The 20,340-nt window shown below is 32.2% G+C and carries 15 protein-coding genes; 10 read left to right on the forward strand and 5 right to left on the reverse strand.

The window, feature by feature from the left end; all coding sequences use genetic code 11:
* Positions 1-1,020: 1,020 nt before the first annotated feature.
* Positions 1,021-2,529 carry an FMN-binding glutamate synthase family protein gene (locus OA85_RS01090; protein ID WP_039107521.1) on the reverse strand — a complete coding sequence of 503 codons (1,509 nt, stop codon included), beginning with the start codon at positions 2,527-2,529 and terminating at the stop codon, positions 1,021-1,023.
* Between the two features lie 184 nt (positions 2,530-2,713).
* On the opposite strand from OA85_RS01090, the gene OA85_RS01095 reads away from it, so the two are divergent.
* Positions 2,714-5,095, forward strand: a complete 2,382-nt coding sequence (locus OA85_RS01095; RefSeq protein ID WP_039107522.1) for a hybrid sensor histidine kinase/response regulator — start codon at positions 2,714-2,716, stop codon at positions 5,093-5,095.
* Here the strand turns inward: OA85_RS01095 and OA85_RS01100 are convergent.
* Positions 5,092-5,877 carry an NYN domain-containing protein gene (locus OA85_RS01100; RefSeq protein ID WP_039107524.1) on the reverse strand — a complete coding sequence of 262 codons (786 nt, stop codon included), beginning with the start codon at positions 5,875-5,877 and terminating at the stop codon, positions 5,092-5,094. The two genes, OA85_RS01095 and OA85_RS01100, sit on opposite strands and share 4 nt — an antisense overlap.
* A 251-nt stretch (positions 5,878-6,128) precedes the next feature.
* Here OA85_RS01100 and OA85_RS01105 point away from each other — a divergent pair, with 251 nt between their 5' ends.
* Positions 6,129-7,391, forward strand: a complete 1,263-nt coding sequence (locus OA85_RS01105; RefSeq protein ID WP_039107526.1) for an aminotransferase class I/II-fold pyridoxal phosphate-dependent enzyme — start codon at positions 6,129-6,131, stop codon at positions 7,389-7,391.
* A 107-nt stretch (positions 7,392-7,498) separates the two neighbouring features.
* Positions 7,499-7,966, forward strand: a complete 468-nt coding sequence (locus tag OA85_RS01110) for a hypothetical protein (protein WP_039107528.1) — start codon at positions 7,499-7,501, stop codon at positions 7,964-7,966.
* 92 nt (positions 7,967-8,058) lie between these two features.
* Here OA85_RS01110 and OA85_RS01115 read toward each other — a convergent pair whose 3' ends face one another.
* On the reverse strand, positions 8,059-9,177 hold the full coding sequence (locus OA85_RS01115; RefSeq protein ID WP_039107529.1) for a hypothetical protein: 1,119 nt from the start codon (positions 9,175-9,177) through the stop codon (positions 8,059-8,061).
* Positions 9,178-9,185: 8 nt separating this feature from the next.
* On the reverse strand, positions 9,186-10,151 hold the full coding sequence (locus OA85_RS01120) for a transporter (RefSeq protein WP_039107530.1): 966 nt from the start codon (positions 10,149-10,151) through the stop codon (positions 9,186-9,188).
* A 123-nt stretch (positions 10,152-10,274) separates the two neighbouring features.
* Here OA85_RS01120 and OA85_RS01125 point away from each other — a divergent pair, with 123 nt between their 5' ends.
* The 7 genes from OA85_RS01125 to OA85_RS01150 all read left to right on the forward strand — a co-directional run bounded on the left by OA85_RS01125 (position 10,275) and on the right by OA85_RS01150 (position 17,381).
* The gene (locus OA85_RS01125) at positions 10,275-10,556 is read left to right on the forward strand and encodes a DUF4834 family protein (RefSeq protein WP_035670903.1); all 282 of its coding nucleotides are present in this window, start codon (positions 10,275-10,277) and stop codon (positions 10,554-10,556) included.
* Between the two features lie 49 nt (positions 10,557-10,605).
* On the forward strand, positions 10,606-13,038 hold the full coding sequence (locus OA85_RS01130) for a YfhO family protein (protein ID WP_039107532.1): 2,433 nt from the start codon (positions 10,606-10,608) through the stop codon (positions 13,036-13,038).
* A gap of 40 nt (positions 13,039-13,078) precedes the next feature.
* Positions 13,079-13,237 carry a hypothetical protein gene (locus OA85_RS17460; protein ID WP_165579406.1) on the forward strand — a complete coding sequence of 53 codons (159 nt, stop codon included), beginning with the start codon at positions 13,079-13,081 and terminating at the stop codon, positions 13,235-13,237.
* Complete coding sequence (locus tag OA85_RS01135; protein ID WP_039107534.1) at positions 13,237-13,698, forward strand: hypothetical protein; 462 nt, start codon at positions 13,237-13,239, stop codon at positions 13,696-13,698. Before OA85_RS17460 ends, OA85_RS01135 begins: the two co-directional genes overlap by 1 nt.
* Positions 13,699-13,793: 95 nt before the next feature.
* The gene (locus OA85_RS01140) at positions 13,794-15,077 is read left to right on the forward strand and encodes a glycosyltransferase family 4 protein (RefSeq protein ID WP_039107536.1); all 1,284 of its coding nucleotides are present in this window, start codon (positions 13,794-13,796) and stop codon (positions 15,075-15,077) included.
* A 42-nt stretch (positions 15,078-15,119) separates the two neighbouring features.
* Positions 15,120-16,589, forward strand: a complete 1,470-nt coding sequence (locus OA85_RS01145; protein WP_039107540.1) for a lipopolysaccharide biosynthesis protein — start codon at positions 15,120-15,122, stop codon at positions 16,587-16,589.
* 492 nt (positions 16,590-17,081) lie between these two features.
* Positions 17,082-17,381, forward strand: a complete 300-nt coding sequence (locus tag OA85_RS01150) for a hypothetical protein (RefSeq protein WP_039107543.1) — start codon at positions 17,082-17,084, stop codon at positions 17,379-17,381.
* Positions 17,382-17,387: 6 nt separating this feature from the next.
* On the opposite strand, the gene uvrA is transcribed toward OA85_RS01150, so the two are convergent.
* On the reverse strand, positions 17,388-20,186 hold the full coding sequence (gene uvrA, locus OA85_RS01155; protein ID WP_039107545.1) for an excinuclease ABC subunit UvrA: 2,799 nt from the start codon (positions 20,184-20,186) through the stop codon (positions 17,388-17,390).
* Positions 20,187-20,340: the final 154 nt, after the last annotated feature.

Consider the following 20,340-nt stretch of genomic DNA (forward strand, 5'->3'; position numbering starts at 1 on the left):
CAAAGATACATTTTTTTAATTATTTCATTGGAATGCCGTCAAAGCGGTTCGAAATGTTTATTGGCAATAAGGATCTCTAGTTTATTTGGAATTCAAAAAATACATTATGGATTAAACGGCTAAAAAACAACACGTTAATTAATGGTTAAAGTGTTGTTTTTAAATTATTTGAACTAACATAAGTTGTATCTTTGAGTGTGATTTTGATTAATCACTTGGGTAAAACCATCTGAAAAGAGAAGCTTATTCAAATAGTCCTTTCATGCTGAACGGTATGAGTTGATAAATGGTGAATCAAAATCTACAATCGGAGGCCCTTTAAAAAGGCCTCCTTTTTTTGCGGCTATTACTGAAGTATAGTGATTTAATTTTCTAAGGATTTATCCATTTTTTCAGGAGTTTTATATTTTTTATTTATCAGGGAAGAGCTAACTAAGATGTTATTTAAAATTTTATAAATCAATGCGTTAATTATTGGTTAAATTGCTTTTTTAGAGTTGTTTGAAATGAAATTCGCCTTATCTTTGAGTATGATTTTGATTTGTTTTTGAATATACCTATCTGCAAAGAAAAGCGTATTTGATAGTCACGATTACCGAAAGGTATCAGTAGATAACAACAAACCAAAATCTAAACTAGGAGGTCTGTATAAGACCTCCTTTTTTATGCCTAAATATTAAAAATAGTAATTTTCTATTTTTCTAATATAATTTTATCAAAAACAATTTTTATTAAAATTTACTAAAATAATTTTAACTGTAATAATGTATTAAGAATTATGATTTTAGTATTGAAATTGACACGTTAATGATTAGTTAAAAGTCTGATTTGTAAGATTTAATGCAGGGTTAAATTGTATCTTTGAGTGTGATTTTGATTAATTACTTGAGTATATCAATCTTGCAATAAGATATGATAATTCAATAGTCAGCTATACGAGTTAAAGTATAAGTTAGATAATGGTAAATCAGAATCAACAATTGGAGGGCTATAGACGCCCTCCTTTTTTGTTTATTTTTTTTAGTGTCTTGTTACATTCTTTAAATTATCAGGAAAATACAAGTCTGATAAATGAGCAAATTCATCGCCACGCATAAAAATATTAATATCAACATCGGCAAAACTTTTTTTACCGGCAGCAGCTAGGAGTTCATTAGCAGCATGTAGCGTGTTTTTATGAAAATGGAAAACCCGTTCTGATTTATCTGTTACAACCAATCCTTTGATTAACATTTTGTCTTGTGTAGCAACTCCAGTAGGGCATGTGTTATTGTTGCATCGCAACGCTTGAATGCATCCCAAAGAAAACATGAATCCACGTGCACAATTGCACATATCAGCACCAAGCGCAACAGCTCTAAGAATGGAATAGCCTGAAATTATTTTACCACTGCAAATGATGCGTATCTTGTCTCTTATCCCAAAACGCACTAATGTTTTATTTACAAAAATAAGCGCTGGTTCAAATGGCATTCCTACACCATCCGCAAATTCAAGTGGCGCAGCGCCAGTTCCACCTTCGGCACCATCAACGGTGATGAAATCAGGAAAACAATTTTGAGTAATCATTTCTTGGCAAATCGTTTCAAATTCGCTGGTTTCGCCAATACACAATTTAAAACCAATTGGTTTTCCATTAGAGAGCAACCGTAATTTTGCAATAAATTCTATTAACCCTTTTGTATCTGAAAATGCAGCATGACCAGGTGGAGAAAGTATCGTTGTATGTGGTTGTACACCTCTTATTTTAGCTATTTCTACTGTGTTTTTTGCAGCTGGCAAAACACCGCCATGTCCTGGTTTAGCTCCTTGTGATAATTTAATTTCAATCATTTTTACTTCTGGTAAGTTTGCTTTTTCAGCAAACTTGCCTCCGTCAAAACCACCTCTGTCATCGCGACAACCAAAATATCCTGTTCCTATTTGCCAAGTGATATCTCCACCTTGTTGATGAAACTCAGTTAGACCACCTTCGCCTGTATTGTGATAGAATTTACCTTTGAGGGCCCCTTTGTTTAAAGCCATTATAGCATTTTGACTCAAAGAACCAAAACTCATTGCCGAAATGTTTAATAACGAAGCGGAATAAGGTTGTGTACAATCTTGTCCTCCCACCAGAACTCGGGGCAATTCTTCATTTACTTTTGCAGGAAAAATAGAATGTTTAATTCCCTCATAACTCGATTGATTTAAATTTAATTGTGTTCCAAAAGGGGTCGTTGCATCAATATTTTTGGCTCTTTGATAAGCCAAAGTTCGTTGGTTTCTTGAAAATGGTTTTCCATCTGTGGAACGCTCGATAAAATATTGCTGAATTTCGGGTGCTATCGTTTCAAATAAATATCTAAAATAACCTAAAACAGGAAAATTTCTTAAAATAGCATGTTTCTGTTGAATACTATTGGCATAACCAATCAATAATAGAATCAATAAAAAGACCAATAAAAATAGGCCTACTTTAAAATATAAGTAAATACTCAAAGTAATTATAAATGCAGCAATTCCTAAAACGAAAAATTTTTGTCTCATAATGAAAGTTATTTCAACGACTAAATTAGTAAGAATATTAAAGATTTTGTGCTTTTGTAACTATTATTTGAAAGGAATTGTTTTATTTCACAAAATAGAAAAGCACAATTAAAAAGGAGTAGTTAAAAAAACTAAAGAGCTCTTTTTTACGTAAGTGTTTTTGTCTAATTGTAATTTATTAAACATGGGTCATAAAAAATGCATTGAATTTTCGATTACTTTGAAATTATTGTTTTTCTTGTTGTTTTTTACAAGTACTTATTCACAATATGTTTTTAGGAATGATGCAATTCCTAAAGAGATTTCCCTATATGATTTTACTACAATTACGGATGTTGGCCAAAGAAATTTAGATATTCATTTTGTGATTAAAAATTACAATTTACTGAATGTTAAAAAGTTAAAAACTGAAAGTGATGATTTAGGCTTTACTCAGAATAATTTTTGGTCAAAAACGGAACTGGAGAACCCTACAAATTTATCTCTAAACTATTATTTGGAAACTGCTCGTCCCATAACTGATTTGGTTGAGTTGTATGCTGTTAATGGTGTTTCTGGAAAAATAACTAAATCAATAAGTGGCGATAATATTCCTTATTCCAAACGAAGTTTTGATAATCGTAAAACCATTTTTAAAATTGAAATAGCACCAAAATCCAATTTAAAATTGTTTTTACATCTAAAGAGTGATGGTGAAGTAATTAAAATGCCAATAAAACTGTATTCCTCTGAAAGTTTTATAAGGATGCTTTCAAAAGAGCAATTGATATTTGGGATCTTCTATGGTATTTTAGTTATTGTAGCTATTATTTATTTCTTTTTCTTTTTTGCCTTACGCGAAAAAACATTTTTATACTACAGTTTGTATGTTGTTTTTGTTGGTTTGTTGCAATTTTCGTTAGATGGTTTTTTCTTTCAGATTGTTACGCCTTACGGTGGCTGGTTTTCAAATCATGCAGTACTGTTTTTTGCAATAATTGCCGCTTTTTTGTCAGGTAAATACAGTGAAGTATTTTTAAAAATTAAACAATATAGTAAAACATTTTATACGTTGTTTAATGTTAGTTATGCATTACTATTTGTTTTATTATTTTGCGCAATTTTGCTTCCTGCTACATTGTTGTATTGTTATATGTTGGTGAATGTATTAGCATTAATATTTTTGATTTTGATTATTTGTTCCATTGGATATCTTTATTATAAAAAAAAGCCAATAGACTCTTTATTTACCATTGGGGTTTTCTTTTTAATTCTAGGATTTGGGGTTTTTATTCTGAACAATTTTGGTCAGGTTCCTAATAATTTTTTAACAGAAAACAGTTCTAAGTTAGGTACCGGTTTAGAGATTATTTTTCTTTCGCTTTCGATGTCAAATTTAATCCGAAATCTTAAAAATGAAAAGAATGAACTCAATCGTCTTGCTTTGGTTCGTTCCGAAGAAATGAATGATTTGAAATCGTATTTCTTGTCAAATATCAGTCATGAATTACGAACTCCGTTGAATGCCATTATGAATTTAATAGATTCTATTTCCAGTGAAGTTCAAGATGATAAAATTAGAAAAAATTGTCAGATTATAAAGTATTCTTCCCATAGCTTATTGAGTTCCGTCAATGATATTTTGGACTTTTCTAAAATTGAAAAAAGGGAATTAATATTGGAAAATAATCAATTTGATCCGGTACAGGTTTTAGAACATTTGAAGAATAATGCCATCAATATAGCTAAAGATAAAGGGTTGGAATTTCAGTTTTCAAAATCAGACACTATTCCTGATTTTTTAATTGGAGATGTGACCCGATTGGTACAGGTCGTAAACAATGTCTTGAATAATGCCATTAAATTTACGGCTACTGGATTTGTGAAATTCAGTATTGATGCTGAATTGAAACCTAATAATAAAGCCAGTTTGATTTTGACTGTTTCGGATTCTGGTGTGGGGATTTCCAAAGATAAAATGAACAGTATTTTTGATTCTTTCTCTCAAAATAATATCGATAATAAGCGAAAATTTGGCGGACTTGGATTAGGGCTTTATATCGTAAAAACTCTTGTAGATATGCAAAACGGAACTATTTTAATGGATAGTAAAGTCAATGAGGGTTCAACGTTTAAAATTACAATTGACTTTGATGTGGCAGAACAACAAAAAGTAAAAGAAGTGGTAATTGAGCCGATTATTTATGATTTAGGAGGTAAATCAATCTTAGTGGTTGAAGATAATCCCATTAATCAAATGGTTGTTAAAATGATTACAAAAAAATGGTTGAATACGACTGTAGTTTATGCAAATAATGGTCAGGAATGTCTGGATGCTTTCAAAACAAACCAGTTTGATATTGTATTAATGGATCTTCAAATGCCAATAATGGATGGTTATGAAGCTACGATTGCCATTAGAAATGGTGAAGCAGGAACACATAATAGTAATATACCAATTATTGCAGTAACCGCTGATGTGATGGAAACCACAAAACAGCGCGTTAAGGAAATTGGAATTAATGATTATTTATCGAAACCAATTAAGAAAGAAGTTTTATTTCAGGTTGTGAAAAACTTAGTTTAACTGAAACGCAATCGCACATAAACGTGTTTGATTCCTTTTTTGTCAGATTCTCTTTCGTCGATTTCAAGAATATCGGTAAGGGATTTTAGCATGGGGGTCAGTTTTGCAAAGCCGTAATTTCTTGGGTCAAATTCAGGTTTTCTTTTTACAATAAGATTACCTACATCTCCAAGAAAAGCCCAGCCGTCATCATCACAAATATCTTCTATTGTGGTTTCGATAAGTTCTATCGTGTCTACATCTATTTTGTTTAATGATTTCTCAACAGGCTTCTCTACGGGTTTCTCCACAGGTTTTTTAGTGTCAGCCGATCGTTTTTTTGCTTTTTTCTTGATGGCGCCATCCAATACTTCAATGTAAATAAATCGATCACAGGCTACAATAAATGAATTGGGTGTTTTTTGTTCCCCAATTCCAATGACTTTCATTCCAGATTCCCGGAGTCTAATGGCTAAACGTGTAAAGTCAGAATCACTGGAAACAATACAAAAACCATCTACTTTATCCGAATATAACAAATCCATTGCGTCAATAATCATCGCTGAATCAGAAGAGTTTTTACCCACCGTGTAACTGTATTGTTGGATAGGTGTGATAGCATGTTCCAATAAAACACTTTTCCAGCCTCCAGCATTTGGTTTGGTCCAATCAGCGTAAATACGTTTGGTGGTTGGCGTCCCAAATTTGGCTATTTCTTCCATCATTCCTTTTACATTACTGTACGGAACGTTGTCAGCATCAATGAGAACGGCTAGTTTTAATTCTTTTGTATCTTGGGACATAAATTTCTAATGTTGAAATATTTATTCAAATATACAAAGTTTATTGATGAATACGCTTTTTAGCCCTGATCGAAATGGCATCCTTTTGTGCCGTCATTGCTAGGGACAAAGCAATCTTCTTTGACGGCACAAAAGATACAGTGTAGAGCAGGAAGTAGCTCCTGAAAAATAAATTTACTTTCAATACCTTTATAAAATTTAAATAATTATTTTTGCAACTTCTTAAAATTAAAATTATTACTTGATATATTATGGTAAAAGATTTATTCGAAAGGATTCAAAACAATAAAGGGCCATTAGGAAAATGGGCTTCGCAAGCTGAAGGTTATTTTGTTTTTCCTAAATTAGAAGGAGAATTGGGTCCAAGAATGCAGTTTGCTGGAAAGGATGTTTTGAACTGGAGTTTGAATGACTATTTAGGTCTTGCAAATCACCCTGAAGTTCGTAAAGCAGATGCAGATGCAGCGGCACAATATGGCGCGGCTTACCCAATGGGTGCCCGTATGTTGAGTGGTCACACTAAATATCATGAGCAATTAGAGCAAGAACTTGCTGCTTTTGTAATGAAAGAATCGGCTTATTTATTGAATTTTGGATACCAAGGAATGGTGTCAATTATTGATGCTTTGGTTACTAAAAATGACGTAATTGTATATGATGTTGATGCACATGCTTGTATTATTGACGGAGTTCGTTTGCATATGGGAAAACGTTTTACCTATAAGCATAATGATATAGAAAGCATGGAGAAAAATCTTCAACGTGCTACAAAATTAGCTACAGAAAATGGTGGAGGGATTCTTTTTATTACCGAAGGTGTTTTTGGAATGCGTGGGCAACAAGGAAAATTGAAAGAGATTGTTGCTATGAAGCAAAAATACAATTTCCGTTTGCTTGTAGATGATGCGCATGGTTTTGGAACTCTTGGAGCAACAGGAGCAGGAGCAGGTGAGGAGCAAGGAGTGCAGGATGATATTGATGTTTATTTCTCGACTTTTGCAAAATCTATGGCTAACATTGGTGCTTTTGTGGCTGCCGATGCAGCAATCATTGATTACCTAAAATACAATTTGCGTTCGCAAATGTTTGCTAAAGCTTTACCAATGATTCAAACTATTGGTTCGTTGAAAAGATTGGAATTGTTGCGAAATTCATCTTCATTAAAAGATAAACTTTGGGTAATCGTTAATGCGTTACAAGGCGGATTGCGTTCTAAAAATTTCAATATTGGTGATACGAATACTTGTGTTACACCAGTTTATCTTGAAGGAAGTGTGCCGGAAGCAATGGTTATGGTCAATGATTTGAGAGAAAATTACGGAATTTTCTTGTCGATTGTTATTTATCCTGTGATTCCAAAAGGGATTATTTTATTAAGAATGACACCTACAGCTTCACATACTTTGGCAGATATTGATGAAACATTAACTGCTTTTGAAGCAATCCGTGAAAAATTAGAAAACGGAACCTATAAAGAAATTGCATCACGAACTAAAGTTGATTTGGACGCTTAGTTCCGTGTTTAGTTTTATATAAAAATCCACCAGTCTTGACTGGTGGATTTTTTTTGGAATGAATTTAGCTATGAATTCGTACATTTATAAAACTAAAATGGATATTTATGAAAAAAGTAATTGTATTAGGAGTCGTTTTTATGAGTGTTCTGATTTCTTGTAAAAAAGAAAAAGAAGGAGCTCCAGCTGCATCAGAAAAAATAGCTGTTGAAGAACCTGTATCCGAAGAATGTTATAGCGCAATTATAAAAAAGGATACGATTTCAATGACTTTGGATATAAAGGGAGATCAATTGACTTCGGGGAAATTGAGTTATAATTTCTATGAGAAAGATAAAAGCTTTGGAACATTAGTTGGGAAAATAAAAGGTGATACGCTTTTTGCTGACTATGCTTTTATGTCCGAAGGTCTTGCCACTATTCGTCAAGTTGTTTTCTTGAAAAAAGGGAATACTTATGTTGAAGGTTTTGGTGATGTTGTAGATGATAATAAGGGAAAAGTAACTTTTAAAGACACGAAACAATTAAAATTTGACGGGAATATAGTTTTGTCAAAAGTGGATTGTAAAATGTAATTTATCTTTTAAAAATTGAACTATTTAAAACAAAAAAAATCCATTACCCTAAGTCAATGGATTTTTTAGTTTTAGTACTACAATCTAAAGTACTATAAATTCTTTAAAAAAGTACATCTGCGTTTATGAACTATCGGATTAAAATGTTTCCATAAGTTGTGAATGGCTAGGTTATCTGCTAATTCAGGAGTTCTGAAACAATTGACGACACCTTTTTCTTTGAAAGTGAGGTAGTATTCATTAAAAATTATAGCCGTTACCGCTTTGTTTTGATAATCAGGATGCACACCAATCAGATAGAAAATCATATCCTTACTTTGGTTTTTGGCTTTCAGCAAATGGAGGAATCCAAATGGGAATAATTTTCCTTTTGATTTTTGCAATGCTTCCGAAAATGAAGGCATCACAATACTAAAAGCAACAATATTATGGTCTTTATCTTCTACAAATTTGATGAATTCTGGATTGATAAAACTGATGTATTTTTTCTTGAAATACTCTTTTTGAATGTCAGAAATAGCTACAAAAGACGATAAAGAAGCATAAGATTCGTTGAATAAATCAAACATTTTATCTACATGTGGCATTACTTCTTTGGTAGTTTTGAAATTAAGCGGACTTAACTGGTATCTTCTTTTTACCAAATCATTTGCCTTTTCAAAAAATTCCGGTTTTACGTTTTCGAAAGGAAATTTACTTTCTAAGTATTTTTTTTCTACGCTATATCCCAATTGCTCAAAATGACTGGCGTAATAAGGATGATTATACCAAGTAATCATTGTTCCTATTTCGTCAAAACCTTCCGTCAAAACGCCAACTTTATCTAAATTAGAAAATCCCATTGGGCCTTCAACATGTTCTAGATTGTTTTTTCGACCTAATTCATATACTTTTTCTAAAAGTGCTTTTGTTACTTCGATATCATCGATTACATCAAACCAACCAAAACGAACTTTCTTTTTTTGCTGATCATTTACTTCGCTCCAATTGATTATGGCAGCGATTCGGCCTACAATTTCGTTGCCTTTGTAAGCGATATAAAAGTAGGCTTCAGCATTTTCGAAAGCGGGATTTTTCGTCTTGTCGAAGGTTTCCAATTCATCAGCAATGATTGGTGGAACCCAGTATTTATTGTCTTTATATAGAGAAAAAGGGAATTTGATATAATCCGTTAACTCTTTTTTTGTTTTTGCTTCTAGTATTGTAATCATTATTCTTTTTATTGTATGTTTTCTATTTCGTCTTTGCGTTTTTTATTTTTTTTCTCTGCTTTTTTAACTGATTTCGATTTTTTATCGCCTCCACTGTCAATACTCATTCGCACTTCTTGATAATTAGCATCATAACGCCAGGAAAAACCAACTCCACCATAAAGAACGGTTGGAGTATCTTTGAAATTAGTACTTATTGAAGCATCAATTTGCATGTCCTTATTTAGTAAATAAGCAGCGCCTCCACGAACAATGGCATCACTGTAAAAATCACTTTTGAAGCCTTGATTTTCTATAAATCCGGACCATTTGTCATTAAATCCTCTTGTTAAGGTTAATACGTAACCATAACTAGGATAATCAGTCGAAATATAATCGGCTATGATATTGGTTACAAAAACCCATTTTCCGTCCCCTAAATGGTTTTGTGTAATCAACATGATTTTTGGGGATATGCTGGATTTTGGAGAAAATGAATATGGATTGTCTGCCATTGTAAAATTAGCTCCCGCAAATACGGAAACAGCGGGAATTAATTGATGCCAATTGAAAGCATGGTTGGCTTTCCAACTGTAAACATTTATCTTTTTTTCGTAATTTTTAAAAGGATCGTAAATTAGGTATTTAGCTCCTAAAACCGTTTGTTTCAAAGCGGATCGATTCGTATTGTTGAATAGTGTGGTAAATTTCTCGTTTTGGTATTGTAAATCAGCAACCAATTCTAATTTTTCCATGAACAATCCCCATCTTAATGTGGCGTCAATCCCAAAGCCATTAGCGTCATAATTCAATAAATTATGTTTTTCTTTGATGCCGTAAATACCTGTTTCTATTTGGATTACTGATTTTCCAACTGCAAAAGCTGACATGGTTTCACCGGGTCTGTTAGAGTTGATTTGATCCGTATGCTGTCCATAATGAATACTCGGAATCATAAAAAGTGCAGCTAAAAATAAGATTTTGATTTTGAACATATTATTTTTTTTGGGTTAAAAAGTAATAACGCTTTTCAAATGTACTATATTTTATTATTTATTTAAGAATGATATTTTAATTTTGAATGTTGGATTTGTTAATTTTGCAAAAAATATTTGATTATGCAAACAGCTTCTTTTACGGGTTTTATAGAAACGATATTTTATATTCTGGCTTTCTATTACATTTTTAAATTTTTGGCAAAGTTATTCTTGCCTTTATTAGTTAAGAAAGTAGTGGAGAAAGCGGGTCAAAATTTTCAACAGCAACAACAATATTCACAGGATAATTCTTGGAAAACAACGCAAAGTAAAGACGAAGTGATTTACAATGCTGCGAATGCCAAAAATCCTCGTGAAACCAAAAAAGTAGGAGATTATGTCGATTACGAAGAAATAGATTAAATTTGCCGTAAAACTAAGATCTCAATACTTTAAACCAAACTTTCAAAAATTGAAAATAATAAATAAGTTCTATCCGCATGCGCTGGCCATATTTGGCTTTGTGCTCACATCTCTAATATATTTTTATCCTGTGTTGCAAGGAAAACAAATTTCCCAATCGGATATTGCTCAATACACTGGAATGGCAAAGGAGCAAAATGATTTTAGAGCCTCAGATCATGTGGAACCTTATTGGACAAACTCAGCTTTTGGAGGAATGCCAACTTATCAGCTTGGTGCTAATTATCCTCATGATTATATTGGGAAAATTGATGATGCTTTACGGTTTTTACCTCGTCCTGCCGATTATTTATTCCTGTACTTTCTTGGTTTTTATGGGTTAATGTTAGTATTAAAAATAGATCCTTTGAAAGCCTTTTTCGGTGCATTGGCTTTTGGTTTTTCTACTTATTTGATTATTATACTAGGTGTTGGGCATAATGCGAAAGCGCATGCTATTGCTTATATGCCGCTCGTTATTGCTGGTTTTATTTTAGTTTTTCGAAAAAAATACATTTCAGGCGGTTTGCTGACCATGTTTGCTGTGGCATTAGAAATTAATGCCAACCACTTTCAAATGACGTATTACTTGTTGATTTTCTTATTAATCCTTTCTGGTTATTTTATTTATCAGGCAATAAAAGAGCAGGAATATAAATCACTGTTGTATTCTTTTGGTGTTTTGGTGGTTGCCGGGATTTTTGCTTTGGGTGCCAATGCGACTAATTTATTGGCAACAGCCGAGTATACTAATTTTAGTATTCGAGGTAAAAGCGAATTAACCTTTAATCCTGATGGGTCAAAAACGACGAGTAATAGTGCAATGACGCATGATTATATTACAGAATACAGTTATGGGATAGCCGAAAGTTTCAATCTTATTGCTCCAAGACTTTTTGGGGGATCAAATCATGAAGCGTTAGGTCAAGATAGCGAAATGTACAACTTCATGATCGGTAAAGGTGTACCCGAAGCACAGGCTAACGATTTTGTTTCAGGAATGCCAACCTATTGGGGTGATCAACCTATTGTTGCTGCACCTGCTTATATTGGAGCTGTAGTTTTCTTTTTAGGAATCTTAGCTTTGTTTACTGACAAACGAAAAATTAAATATGTATTTCTTTCGGGAGCACTTGTGGCATTAGTGCTTTCTTGGGGTAAAAATTTCCCTGCTTTGACGGACTTTTTTATTGATCATGTTCCCATGTATGATAAGTTTAGAGCAGTTTCCTCGATACAGGTAGTTTTGGAGTTATGCTTTCCTGTTCTTGCCATTATGGGATTACAATCTTTTTTCAAATTAGATAAAACGATTCCAAAACTGCAGGAAAAAGCGTTATTAGAAACTGGCGTTTTTAGTTTGGGAGTGATTTTGATTTTGTTCTTATGCAAAGGCCTGTTTAGTTTTTCAGGTGGTAGTGACGAGTATTATTTGCAAAATTATGGACCGGATTTTATAAACGCACTCAAAGAAGACAGAAAGAGTTTATATTCAGCAGATTTATTGCGTTCTGGTTTCTTTATTTTGCTTTCAGCAGGTGTTTTGTGGTTGTTTATAAAAAATAAATTCACTCAGAATACAGCTATCATTTTGGTAGGTATTTTAATGATTTTTGATTTATTTTTTGTTGATAAAAAATATGTTTCAGGTAAAGATTTTGTCAACGGAAGAGAAGTAGAAGTACCTTTTCAGGAAACACCTGCAGATGCCCAAATCCTAAAAGATACTACTAATTACAGAGTTTTTGAAGTGGGTGATTTATTAGGCGCCAGAACTTCTTATTTCCATAAATCGATAGGTGGTTATAGTGCTGTGAGGCCTCAAAGAATGCAGCAATTAATTGATTACCAAATTGCCAAAAATAATATGGAAGTTCTTAATATGCTTAATGTTAAGTATGTAATTCAAAAAGATACCACAGGTAATTCTATCCCAACTCAAAATCCTAACACTAATGGAAACGCTTGGTTTGTAAGTCAGGTAAAATTAGTCCCTTCTACTGATGAAGAAATGAAAGCATTGGATAAATTAGATTCTAAAAATGTGGCAGTTGTCAATCAAAAAGAATTCGAAATTGAAAATAAGGCTTTCGCCAAAGACAGTTCGGCTACATTAACTTTGGATTCATACAAACCCAATGATTTAAAATATACTTCGAATAATGGAAATGAAGGCTTAGCTGTTTTCTCTGAAATTTATTATGGAAAAGGTTGGAATGCTTATATAGATGGTAAAGTAACCCCTCACATACGTGTAGATTATACGCTACGAGCACTTGTTGTTCCTGCAGGAAAGCATGCTGTTGAATTCAAGTTTGAACCACAAGTTATAAAAACAGGAAGTATAATTGCACTTTTTAGTTCGATTGGAATGCTGTTACTTTTAATTGGTGGAATTTATTTCGAGCAGAGAAGAAAGCAAGTAAATGAGAATAGAATATAAGAATTAGTCGAAATGTTTTTCTAAAATTGTACATTTGAATATGAAATCTTTATATAAAAAGGAAAATAGATTGATACAAAAAGAAATTGAAACTTCTGATTTGCAAAAGTTGTACTCTGAAAGAATAGAAAGATTTATGGCTTTGGTTGAGATTTCGTATGCCTTAAAAACTGCGCCAAGAATTATTCAGAAAAAATAATGCTTCAAGAAATTTTAGACATTTGGGAAAAACTCAACGAAAACAATGTTCGTTATCTAACCATTGGTGGATTGGCAGTAAATATTTATGGTTATACCAGAAATACTGGGGATATTGATATATTGATTGACGATACTATTGAAAATAGAAAAAATCTTCGTCTCGCTTTTGCAGCAATTGGAATTGGAGATTTTGCATCACTTGAAACCATGCAATTTGTTACTGGATTTACAGATTTTACTATTTCTTATGGCTTGAGATTAGATGTGATGACTTCTATTAAAGGGTTAGAAGATGAAAAATTTGACAGTTTGCTACAAAATTCAACGATTGTTATCTTAAAAGAAATTCCTGTGTATTTTTTAGATTATGATAATTTGATAAAAGCTAAAAAAGCTACAAACAGACCCAAAGATATTTTAGATATTGAAGAGTTAGAAAAGCTAAATAAAAAAAAATGATTGAAGATTGTTGATTAACGATTTTTGACTTCAGAAGTTTTAATTTAAACTTCTAAACCTTAAACTTCTAAACCTTAAACTTCTAAACCTTAAACTTGGAACCAAAGAAACTCTTAATAATCACCTACTATTGGCCACCGGCTGGAGGACCAGGCGTTCAACGTTGGCTTAAATTTGTCAAATATTTACCCGACTTTGGAATTCAACCTATTGTATATATTCCTGAGAATCCTACGTATCCAATTGTTGATAAAAATTTAGTAAAAGAAGTTTCGGAAAAGGTAATTATTTTAAAACAGAAAATTTTTGAACCGTATCAATTAGCTTCGTTTCTTTCGAAAAACAAAACCAAAAAAATCAGTTCGGGAATTATTCCCAATAAGAAGAAACAAAGTTTTCTTGATAAAACCTTTCTTTGGATTCGAGGGAATCTTTTTATTCCGGATGCCCGTGTTTTTTGGGTAAAACCATCGGTTGCTTATCTAGAGAAGTATATTGTGGAGAATAATATTGATACGATTGTTACTTCGGGGCCGCCGCACAGTTTACATCTTATAGGACTAGAATTAAAACAAAAATTAAATCTAAAATGGTTTGCTGATTTCAGAGATCCGTGGACAACTATTGGGTACCATAAATCCTTGCGATTATCTAATTATGCAGCCAAAAAACACAAAAAATTAGAACAACAGGTTTTGAATGCTGCCGATACGATTATTGTAACCAGTAAAACTACAAAAACCGAATTTGAAGCCATTACAACCAAACCAATTGCTGTTATAACCAATGGTTATGATACGGAGAATGTTGAAAAACAAACTTTAGATTCTAAATTTAGTTTGGCTCATATTGGTTCTTTTCTTTCGGAAAGAAATCCTTTGATTCTATGGAAGAGTTTGGTTGAATTGCTTGAAGAAATCCCAGATTTTAAATCCCATTTAGAAATAAAATTAATTGGAGCCGTAAGTCAGGAAGTATTGGAAACTATTACCCAATTTGGATTAAATGGGTATTTGAATAATTTAGGCTACGTTTCCCATGCGGAGGCAATTGCTCATCAAAGAAGATCACAGGTTTTATTGCTTGTAGAAATTGATTCTGAGGATACGAAAAGCATTATACCGGGAAAATTATTCGAATATATGGTTTCTGGAAGACCAATTGTTGCGATTGGACCCAGCGGTTCTGATTTTGCCGAAATCATAACTGAAACGAATACAGGTGTGTTTTTTGATTATTCTGAAAAAGTGAAACTAAAAAGTGTAATTTTGGACTTTTATAATCAGTTTTTGGCAGGAAAATTACAATCGAATGGAGTGGGTTTGCAAAAATATTCCAGAAAGAATCTTACCAAAGAATTAGCACAATTGATTAATTAAAAGATTAGTCTTTTTTGCAACTTTAAACCTTAAACTCCTAAAATGGGAATAGTATTAAATCAGTCTTTAAAGAATACAATAATAACTTATATCGGTTTTGGAATTGGGGCTATAAATACACTTTATTTATATCCTGTTTTTCTTGGAGCAACATATTATGCGTTGACGAATTATGTTCTATCGGCTGCAAATGTTATTATGCCTTTATTTGCGATTGGTATGCAAAATACTCTTGTGAAATTTTATGCACAATATGAAACTGAAGAGGAGCGATCTCAGTTTCTATCTTTTACAATATTATTCCCATTATTAATGTGTATTCCTTTAGGAATAATTGGATTCTTTTTCTTTGATGAGATTTCATTTTTTATTTCTAAGAAAAATGCTGTAGTGAAAGATTTTATTTGGCTTATCCCGTTTACAGGATTGTGCATGGCTTATTTTGAAATATTTTATGCTTGGGCAAGAGTGCATATGTTTTCTGTTTTTGGGAATTTTATCAAGGAAGTTGGTCTGCGTTTATTTTCTTTATTTATATTGATTGGAGTTTACTTTCATTGGATTACGGTTGTTGATTTTGTATATATTACTGCCGGTATTTATTTCCTAGCTTTTATTGTTACGATGCTATATGCATTTTATATAAAGAAGCCTGTTTTTCAATTTTCGATTCCACACAATGTAAAAGGGATAATGGAGTACACTTTTTATATCATTTTATCCGGAAGTGTGGCTAATTTACTTTTGGATGGCGATAAAATTATTTTGAACCAATACATGAAGATTGAGAATATTGCATATTATTCTGTTGCTACTTATATAGCTTTGGTCATATCAGTTCCAAGCCGTGCCATGCATCAAATTGTTTATCCAATTACTGCAAAGTTAATGCACGAGAATAAACACGACGAACTAAATAGTTTGTATAAAAAAACATCAATCAATCTGCAAATTGTGGGTGGTTTTGTAATGTTGTGCATTTTTGTAAATATCAATCAATTGTATGAAATGGTGCCAAAAGAATATAGTGGCGGTATTTTGGTCGTTTTTATGATTGGAATTTCTAAATATTTTGACTTGATGTTGGGTAATAACAATGCTATAATATTTAATACTAAATACTACAGAGCGGTATTGTTTTTAGGCGTTTTTTTAGTGATTTTGACTATAGGATTGAATATGATTTTTATTCCAATATATGGAATTATCGGATCAGCTTTTGCCACTTTATTATCAATTACTTTGTACAGTTTAGCCAAATTACTTTTTGTGGTCAAACGCTTGGATCTGTTTCCTTTCACGGACCAAACATTGCATTCTATGGCAATTACTTTTGTTTTGTTCTTGTTGTTTTATTTTTGGGAATTTCCTTTAAATCCAATAATTGCTATTGGATTAAAATCTGTTTTGGTAACTATTTTATATGTTTATCTTAATTATAAATTTGTTGTTTCAACTGAAATAAATCAAGTTCTTGATGCTGTTTTGAAAAAGTTGAAAATAAATATATAATAAAATTAAGAGTTCTTTTGCTCTAAAAGAACAATTCAATAGCTGAAATACTCCACCGTTTATGTTAAATAAACAAAGAAAAAGAAAGGTGCTTTAACTGAAGTGTTTTTTTGAATACTAAAAGAAATAATTTTTTTTTCAAGTATAACCTAATTCATACTTGAATTATATTTTCTCCTTATTTAATCCATATTATTATTCATAAATGTCATATTTCTAATCTTCTAGTTTAGAATGTTTTTTGATTTTAATAGTGTGAATTTTATAAGTTTATCCAAATATTTTGTAATGCTTTAACATTTTATTAAAAATACATTTGTAGTGTATTTTGATAGTTAGAGAATGAGATTTTAAGTGTTTAGCATTTGGGCAAATATCACTAAAAGTGGGTATTGTACAAATTAGATTGAACTCCTAATTTTGTTTTTAATTATTTGAATTAATTAATTGGAGTAAAATAGGATTAATTGGCTAATAATAAAAACAGAAATTATGAAAATTAACCACATGACTAACGAAGAAAATTTACAAAAATTTTCAAATATCATTGCTAATAAAATTCATAATGGATTTATTATTACAGAAAGAAATGATAAATTACCTTTTGCGATTTTATCAAAAGGAGGGAAAGAAGTAGATCACACTTTTAATTTTTTACTTTTTTGTCTGACATTAGGATTATGGTCTGTAGCTTGGGTTTATTTAACCTATGTAGCTTCTAAAGAAAAAAAGATATTGATTGCCATCGATGAAGATGGAAATACCTTTGAAGAAAAATGCTATTCAGAATAGCTTTTTTTATAATTTTTCCTTTAGGTATTTTCCAGTAATTGATTTTTTTATTTTTACAATTTCTTCAGGTGTTCCCACAGCCAATAATTTACCTCCATTTTCTCCTCCTTCGGGACCTAAATCAATAATCCAGTCTGCACATTTTATAAGGTCAAGATTATGTTCGATCACAATTATCGAATGACCTTTGTCTATTAAAGCATCAAATGAAGCCAATAGTTTCTTGATGTCATGAAAATGCAATCCTGTTGTAGGTTCGTCAAATACAAAAAGCGCTTTGTCTTTTGTAGCTCCTTTCACTAAGAATGAAGCCAGTTTTATACGTTGTGCCTCACCACCTGATAATGTAGAAGAAGATTGCCCTAGTTGTACATATCCCAATCCAACATCTTGCAACGGTTGTAACTTTTGAGTGATTTTAGCTTGCTTATTAGCTATAAAAAATGCAATGGCATCATCAATAGTCATAGTAAGTATATCATGTATATTTTTGCCTTCAAAAGCTACTTCCAAGACTTCTTTCTTAAAGCGTTTTCCATTACAGGTTTCACAAGGTAATTGTACATCAGCCATGAAAACCATTTCCACATTTATAGAACCTTCTCCTTTGCAGGTTTCACATCTTCCACCGTCAACATTAAAAGAAAAATGTTTGGCCTGATATCCTCTTATTTTTGATAATTTTTCTTTGGCATACAATTCTCGAATATCATCATAAGCTTTGATATATGTCACCGGATTAGAACGAGAACTTCTTCCTATTGGGTTTTGGTCTACGTATTCAATGTGTTTAATTTGAGAAAATGAACCGGTCATTTCAGTAAATTGACCCGCTTTTTCGCCTGCATTTTCCAGTTTTTTTTGCATAGCCGGAAACAAAATTTTCTTTACAAGCGTACTTTTTCCACTTCCAGAAACTCCTGTAATAACCGTTAATACGTCCAAAGGAAACGTAACATCAATATTTTGCAGATTGTTTTCTCTGGCGCCTTTTATTTCTATAAAATTCTTGAAGGGTCTTCGTTTTTTGGGAACAGTAATTTCTAAATCGCCATTCAGATATTTTGCCGTCAGTGAAGTTGATTTTAGGATTTCGTCATACGTTCCTTGGGCAACTAAATTTCCGCCTAAAGTTCCCGCCTCAGGACCAATATCTATAATCATATCAGCGGCCTTCATAATGTCTTCATCATGTTCGACTACGATAACAGTATTGCCTAAATCGCGTAATGATAATAATACTTTTATGAGGCGTTCAGTGTCTTTTGGATGTAAACCAATGCTGGGTTCGTCCAGAATATACATAGACCCAACCAAGCTGCTTCCTAATGAGGTCGCTAAATTGATACGTTGAGATTCTCCACCGGAAAGTGTTGCTGAATTTCTATTTAAAGTAAGATAATCTAATCCAACTTCGGTTAAAAACGATAATCTATTATTAATTTCCAGCAATAGTCGTTTTGCAATTTGCTTTTCGTAAAGATCTAAAGCAATACTTTCAAAAAAAGCAACCAAATGCTTAATAGGTAAATCAACTAAATCAGAAACAGTTTTGTCATTAATTTTTACGTAAGAAGCTTCTATTCGCAAGCGTTTTCCTTTGCAGGAATGGCATTTGGTTTTACCTCGATAACGAGAAAGCATTACACGGTTTTGAATCTTATAATTTTTTTCTTCCAATTCCTTAAAGAAATCATTCAGACCTTGAAAATAGGTGTTTCCATTCCAAATCAATTCTTTTTGATCTTCAGATAATTGATAAAAAGGTTTGTGGATAGGAAAGTCAAATTTGTAAGCGTTGTTTACTAATTCATCTCTAAACCAACTCATACTTTCACCTCTCCATGGGAAAATAGCGTTCTCAAATACGGATAAAGTCGTATTTGGCACGACTAATTCGGCATCAATTCCTATTATATTTCCGTACCCTTCACATACTGGGCAAGCCCCATAAGGATTGTTGAAACTGAATAAGTGTACATTAGGTTCTAAGAAAGTAATTCCATCCAATTCGAAATTATTAGAATAAGAAAACCTTTTATCCGAATTTAATTCCTGTAAATAACAAATTCCTTTTCCTTCAAAAAAAGCGGTTTGAACAGCATCAGCCAATCGATTGTAGAATTCTTCTTCTCCCGAAGTTTCGGGATTGATAACAATTCGATCAATAATGAGTTTTATGTCTTTATTGTCTAAAGAATGTTGATCGATTTCATCTAAACGGACCATTTCATTATCAACTTGAATCCTGGCAAAACCTTGTTGTAAAAGTACCTTTAGTTTGTCTTCCAGTTTTCGGCCTTCTTCCAGATGAATAGGAGCAAGTAGCAACCATTTGCTGTCAATGTCAAATTTTTTCACATCGTTTACCACATCGGTAACCGTATTTTTCTTCACTTCTCGACCAGAAATTGGTGAATAAGTGCGTCCAATTCTAGCAAATAATAATTTTATATAATCGTAAATTTCTGTTGAAGTACCAACTGTAGAACGTGCATTTGTTGTGTTTACTTTTTGTTCAATAGCAATTGCAGGAGCAATTCCTTTGATGTATTCCACTTTTGGTTTGTCTAACCTACCAAGAAATTGTCGTGCATAGGATGATAAACTTTCTACATAACGACGTTGTCCTTCGGCATATAAAGTATCAAATGCCAGACTTGATTTCCCTGATCCGGAAAGTCCTGTGATAACAACTAATTTATTTCGAGGAATCGCAACATCTACATTTTTTAAGTTATGTACTTGTGCGCCTTTAATAATAATATTTTTTTTAGGATCTAATGTAGAAAGGTCAACTTGCATAAAAACAATTAATTTTCACAAAAGTAATCAATTTTCATCGGAGAAAAGAGTTTGAACAAATCACAAATTTAGGATTATTAATGAAAGGAAATCAGAAATGCTGTTCTCAGAACATTTTGTATCTATTAAATTTCTTGTTAAATATTTTTTTTAG

Source organism: Flavobacterium sp. AED (genome assembly GCF_000812945.1).
GTDB lineage: Bacteria > Bacteroidota > Bacteroidia > Flavobacteriales > Flavobacteriaceae > Flavobacterium.

Bases quoted from the DNA above. Each gene is read 5' to 3' on its own strand.
- OA85_RS17460 (WP_165579406.1), top strand. From the start codon at position 13,079: ATGAAATCTTTATATAAAAAGGAAAATAGATTGATACAAAAAGAAATT.
- OA85_RS01135 (WP_039107534.1), top strand. From the start codon at position 13,237: ATGCTTCAAGAAATTTTAGACATTTGGGAAAAACTCAACGAAAACAAT.
- uvrA (WP_039107545.1), bottom strand. From the start codon at position 20,186: ATGCAAGTTGACCTTTCTACATTAGATCCTAAAAAAAATATTATTATT.
- OA85_RS01115 (WP_039107529.1), bottom strand. From the start codon at position 9,177: ATGATTACAATACTAGAAGCAAAAACAAAAAAAGAGTTAACGGATTAT.
- OA85_RS01100 (WP_039107524.1), bottom strand. From the start codon at position 5,877: ATGTCCCAAGATACAAAAGAATTAAAACTAGCCGTTCTCATTGATGCT.
- OA85_RS01150 (WP_039107543.1), top strand. From the start codon at position 17,082: ATGAAAATTAACCACATGACTAACGAAGAAAATTTACAAAAATTTTCA.
- OA85_RS01105 (WP_039107526.1), top strand. From the start codon at position 6,129: ATGGTAAAAGATTTATTCGAAAGGATTCAAAACAATAAAGGGCCATTA.
- OA85_RS01125 (WP_035670903.1), top strand. From the start codon at position 10,275: ATGCAAACAGCTTCTTTTACGGGTTTTATAGAAACGATATTTTATATT.
- OA85_RS01110 (WP_039107528.1), top strand. From the start codon at position 7,499: ATGAAAAAAGTAATTGTATTAGGAGTCGTTTTTATGAGTGTTCTGATT.
- OA85_RS01090 (WP_039107521.1), bottom strand. From the start codon at position 2,529: ATGAGACAAAAATTTTTCGTTTTAGGAATTGCTGCATTTATAATTACT.
- OA85_RS01145 (WP_039107540.1), top strand. From the start codon at position 15,120: ATGGGAATAGTATTAAATCAGTCTTTAAAGAATACAATAATAACTTAT.
- OA85_RS01120 (WP_039107530.1), bottom strand. From the start codon at position 10,151: ATGTTCAAAATCAAAATCTTATTTTTAGCTGCACTTTTTATGATTCCG.
- OA85_RS01095 (WP_039107522.1), top strand. From the start codon at position 2,714: ATGGGTCATAAAAAATGCATTGAATTTTCGATTACTTTGAAATTATTG.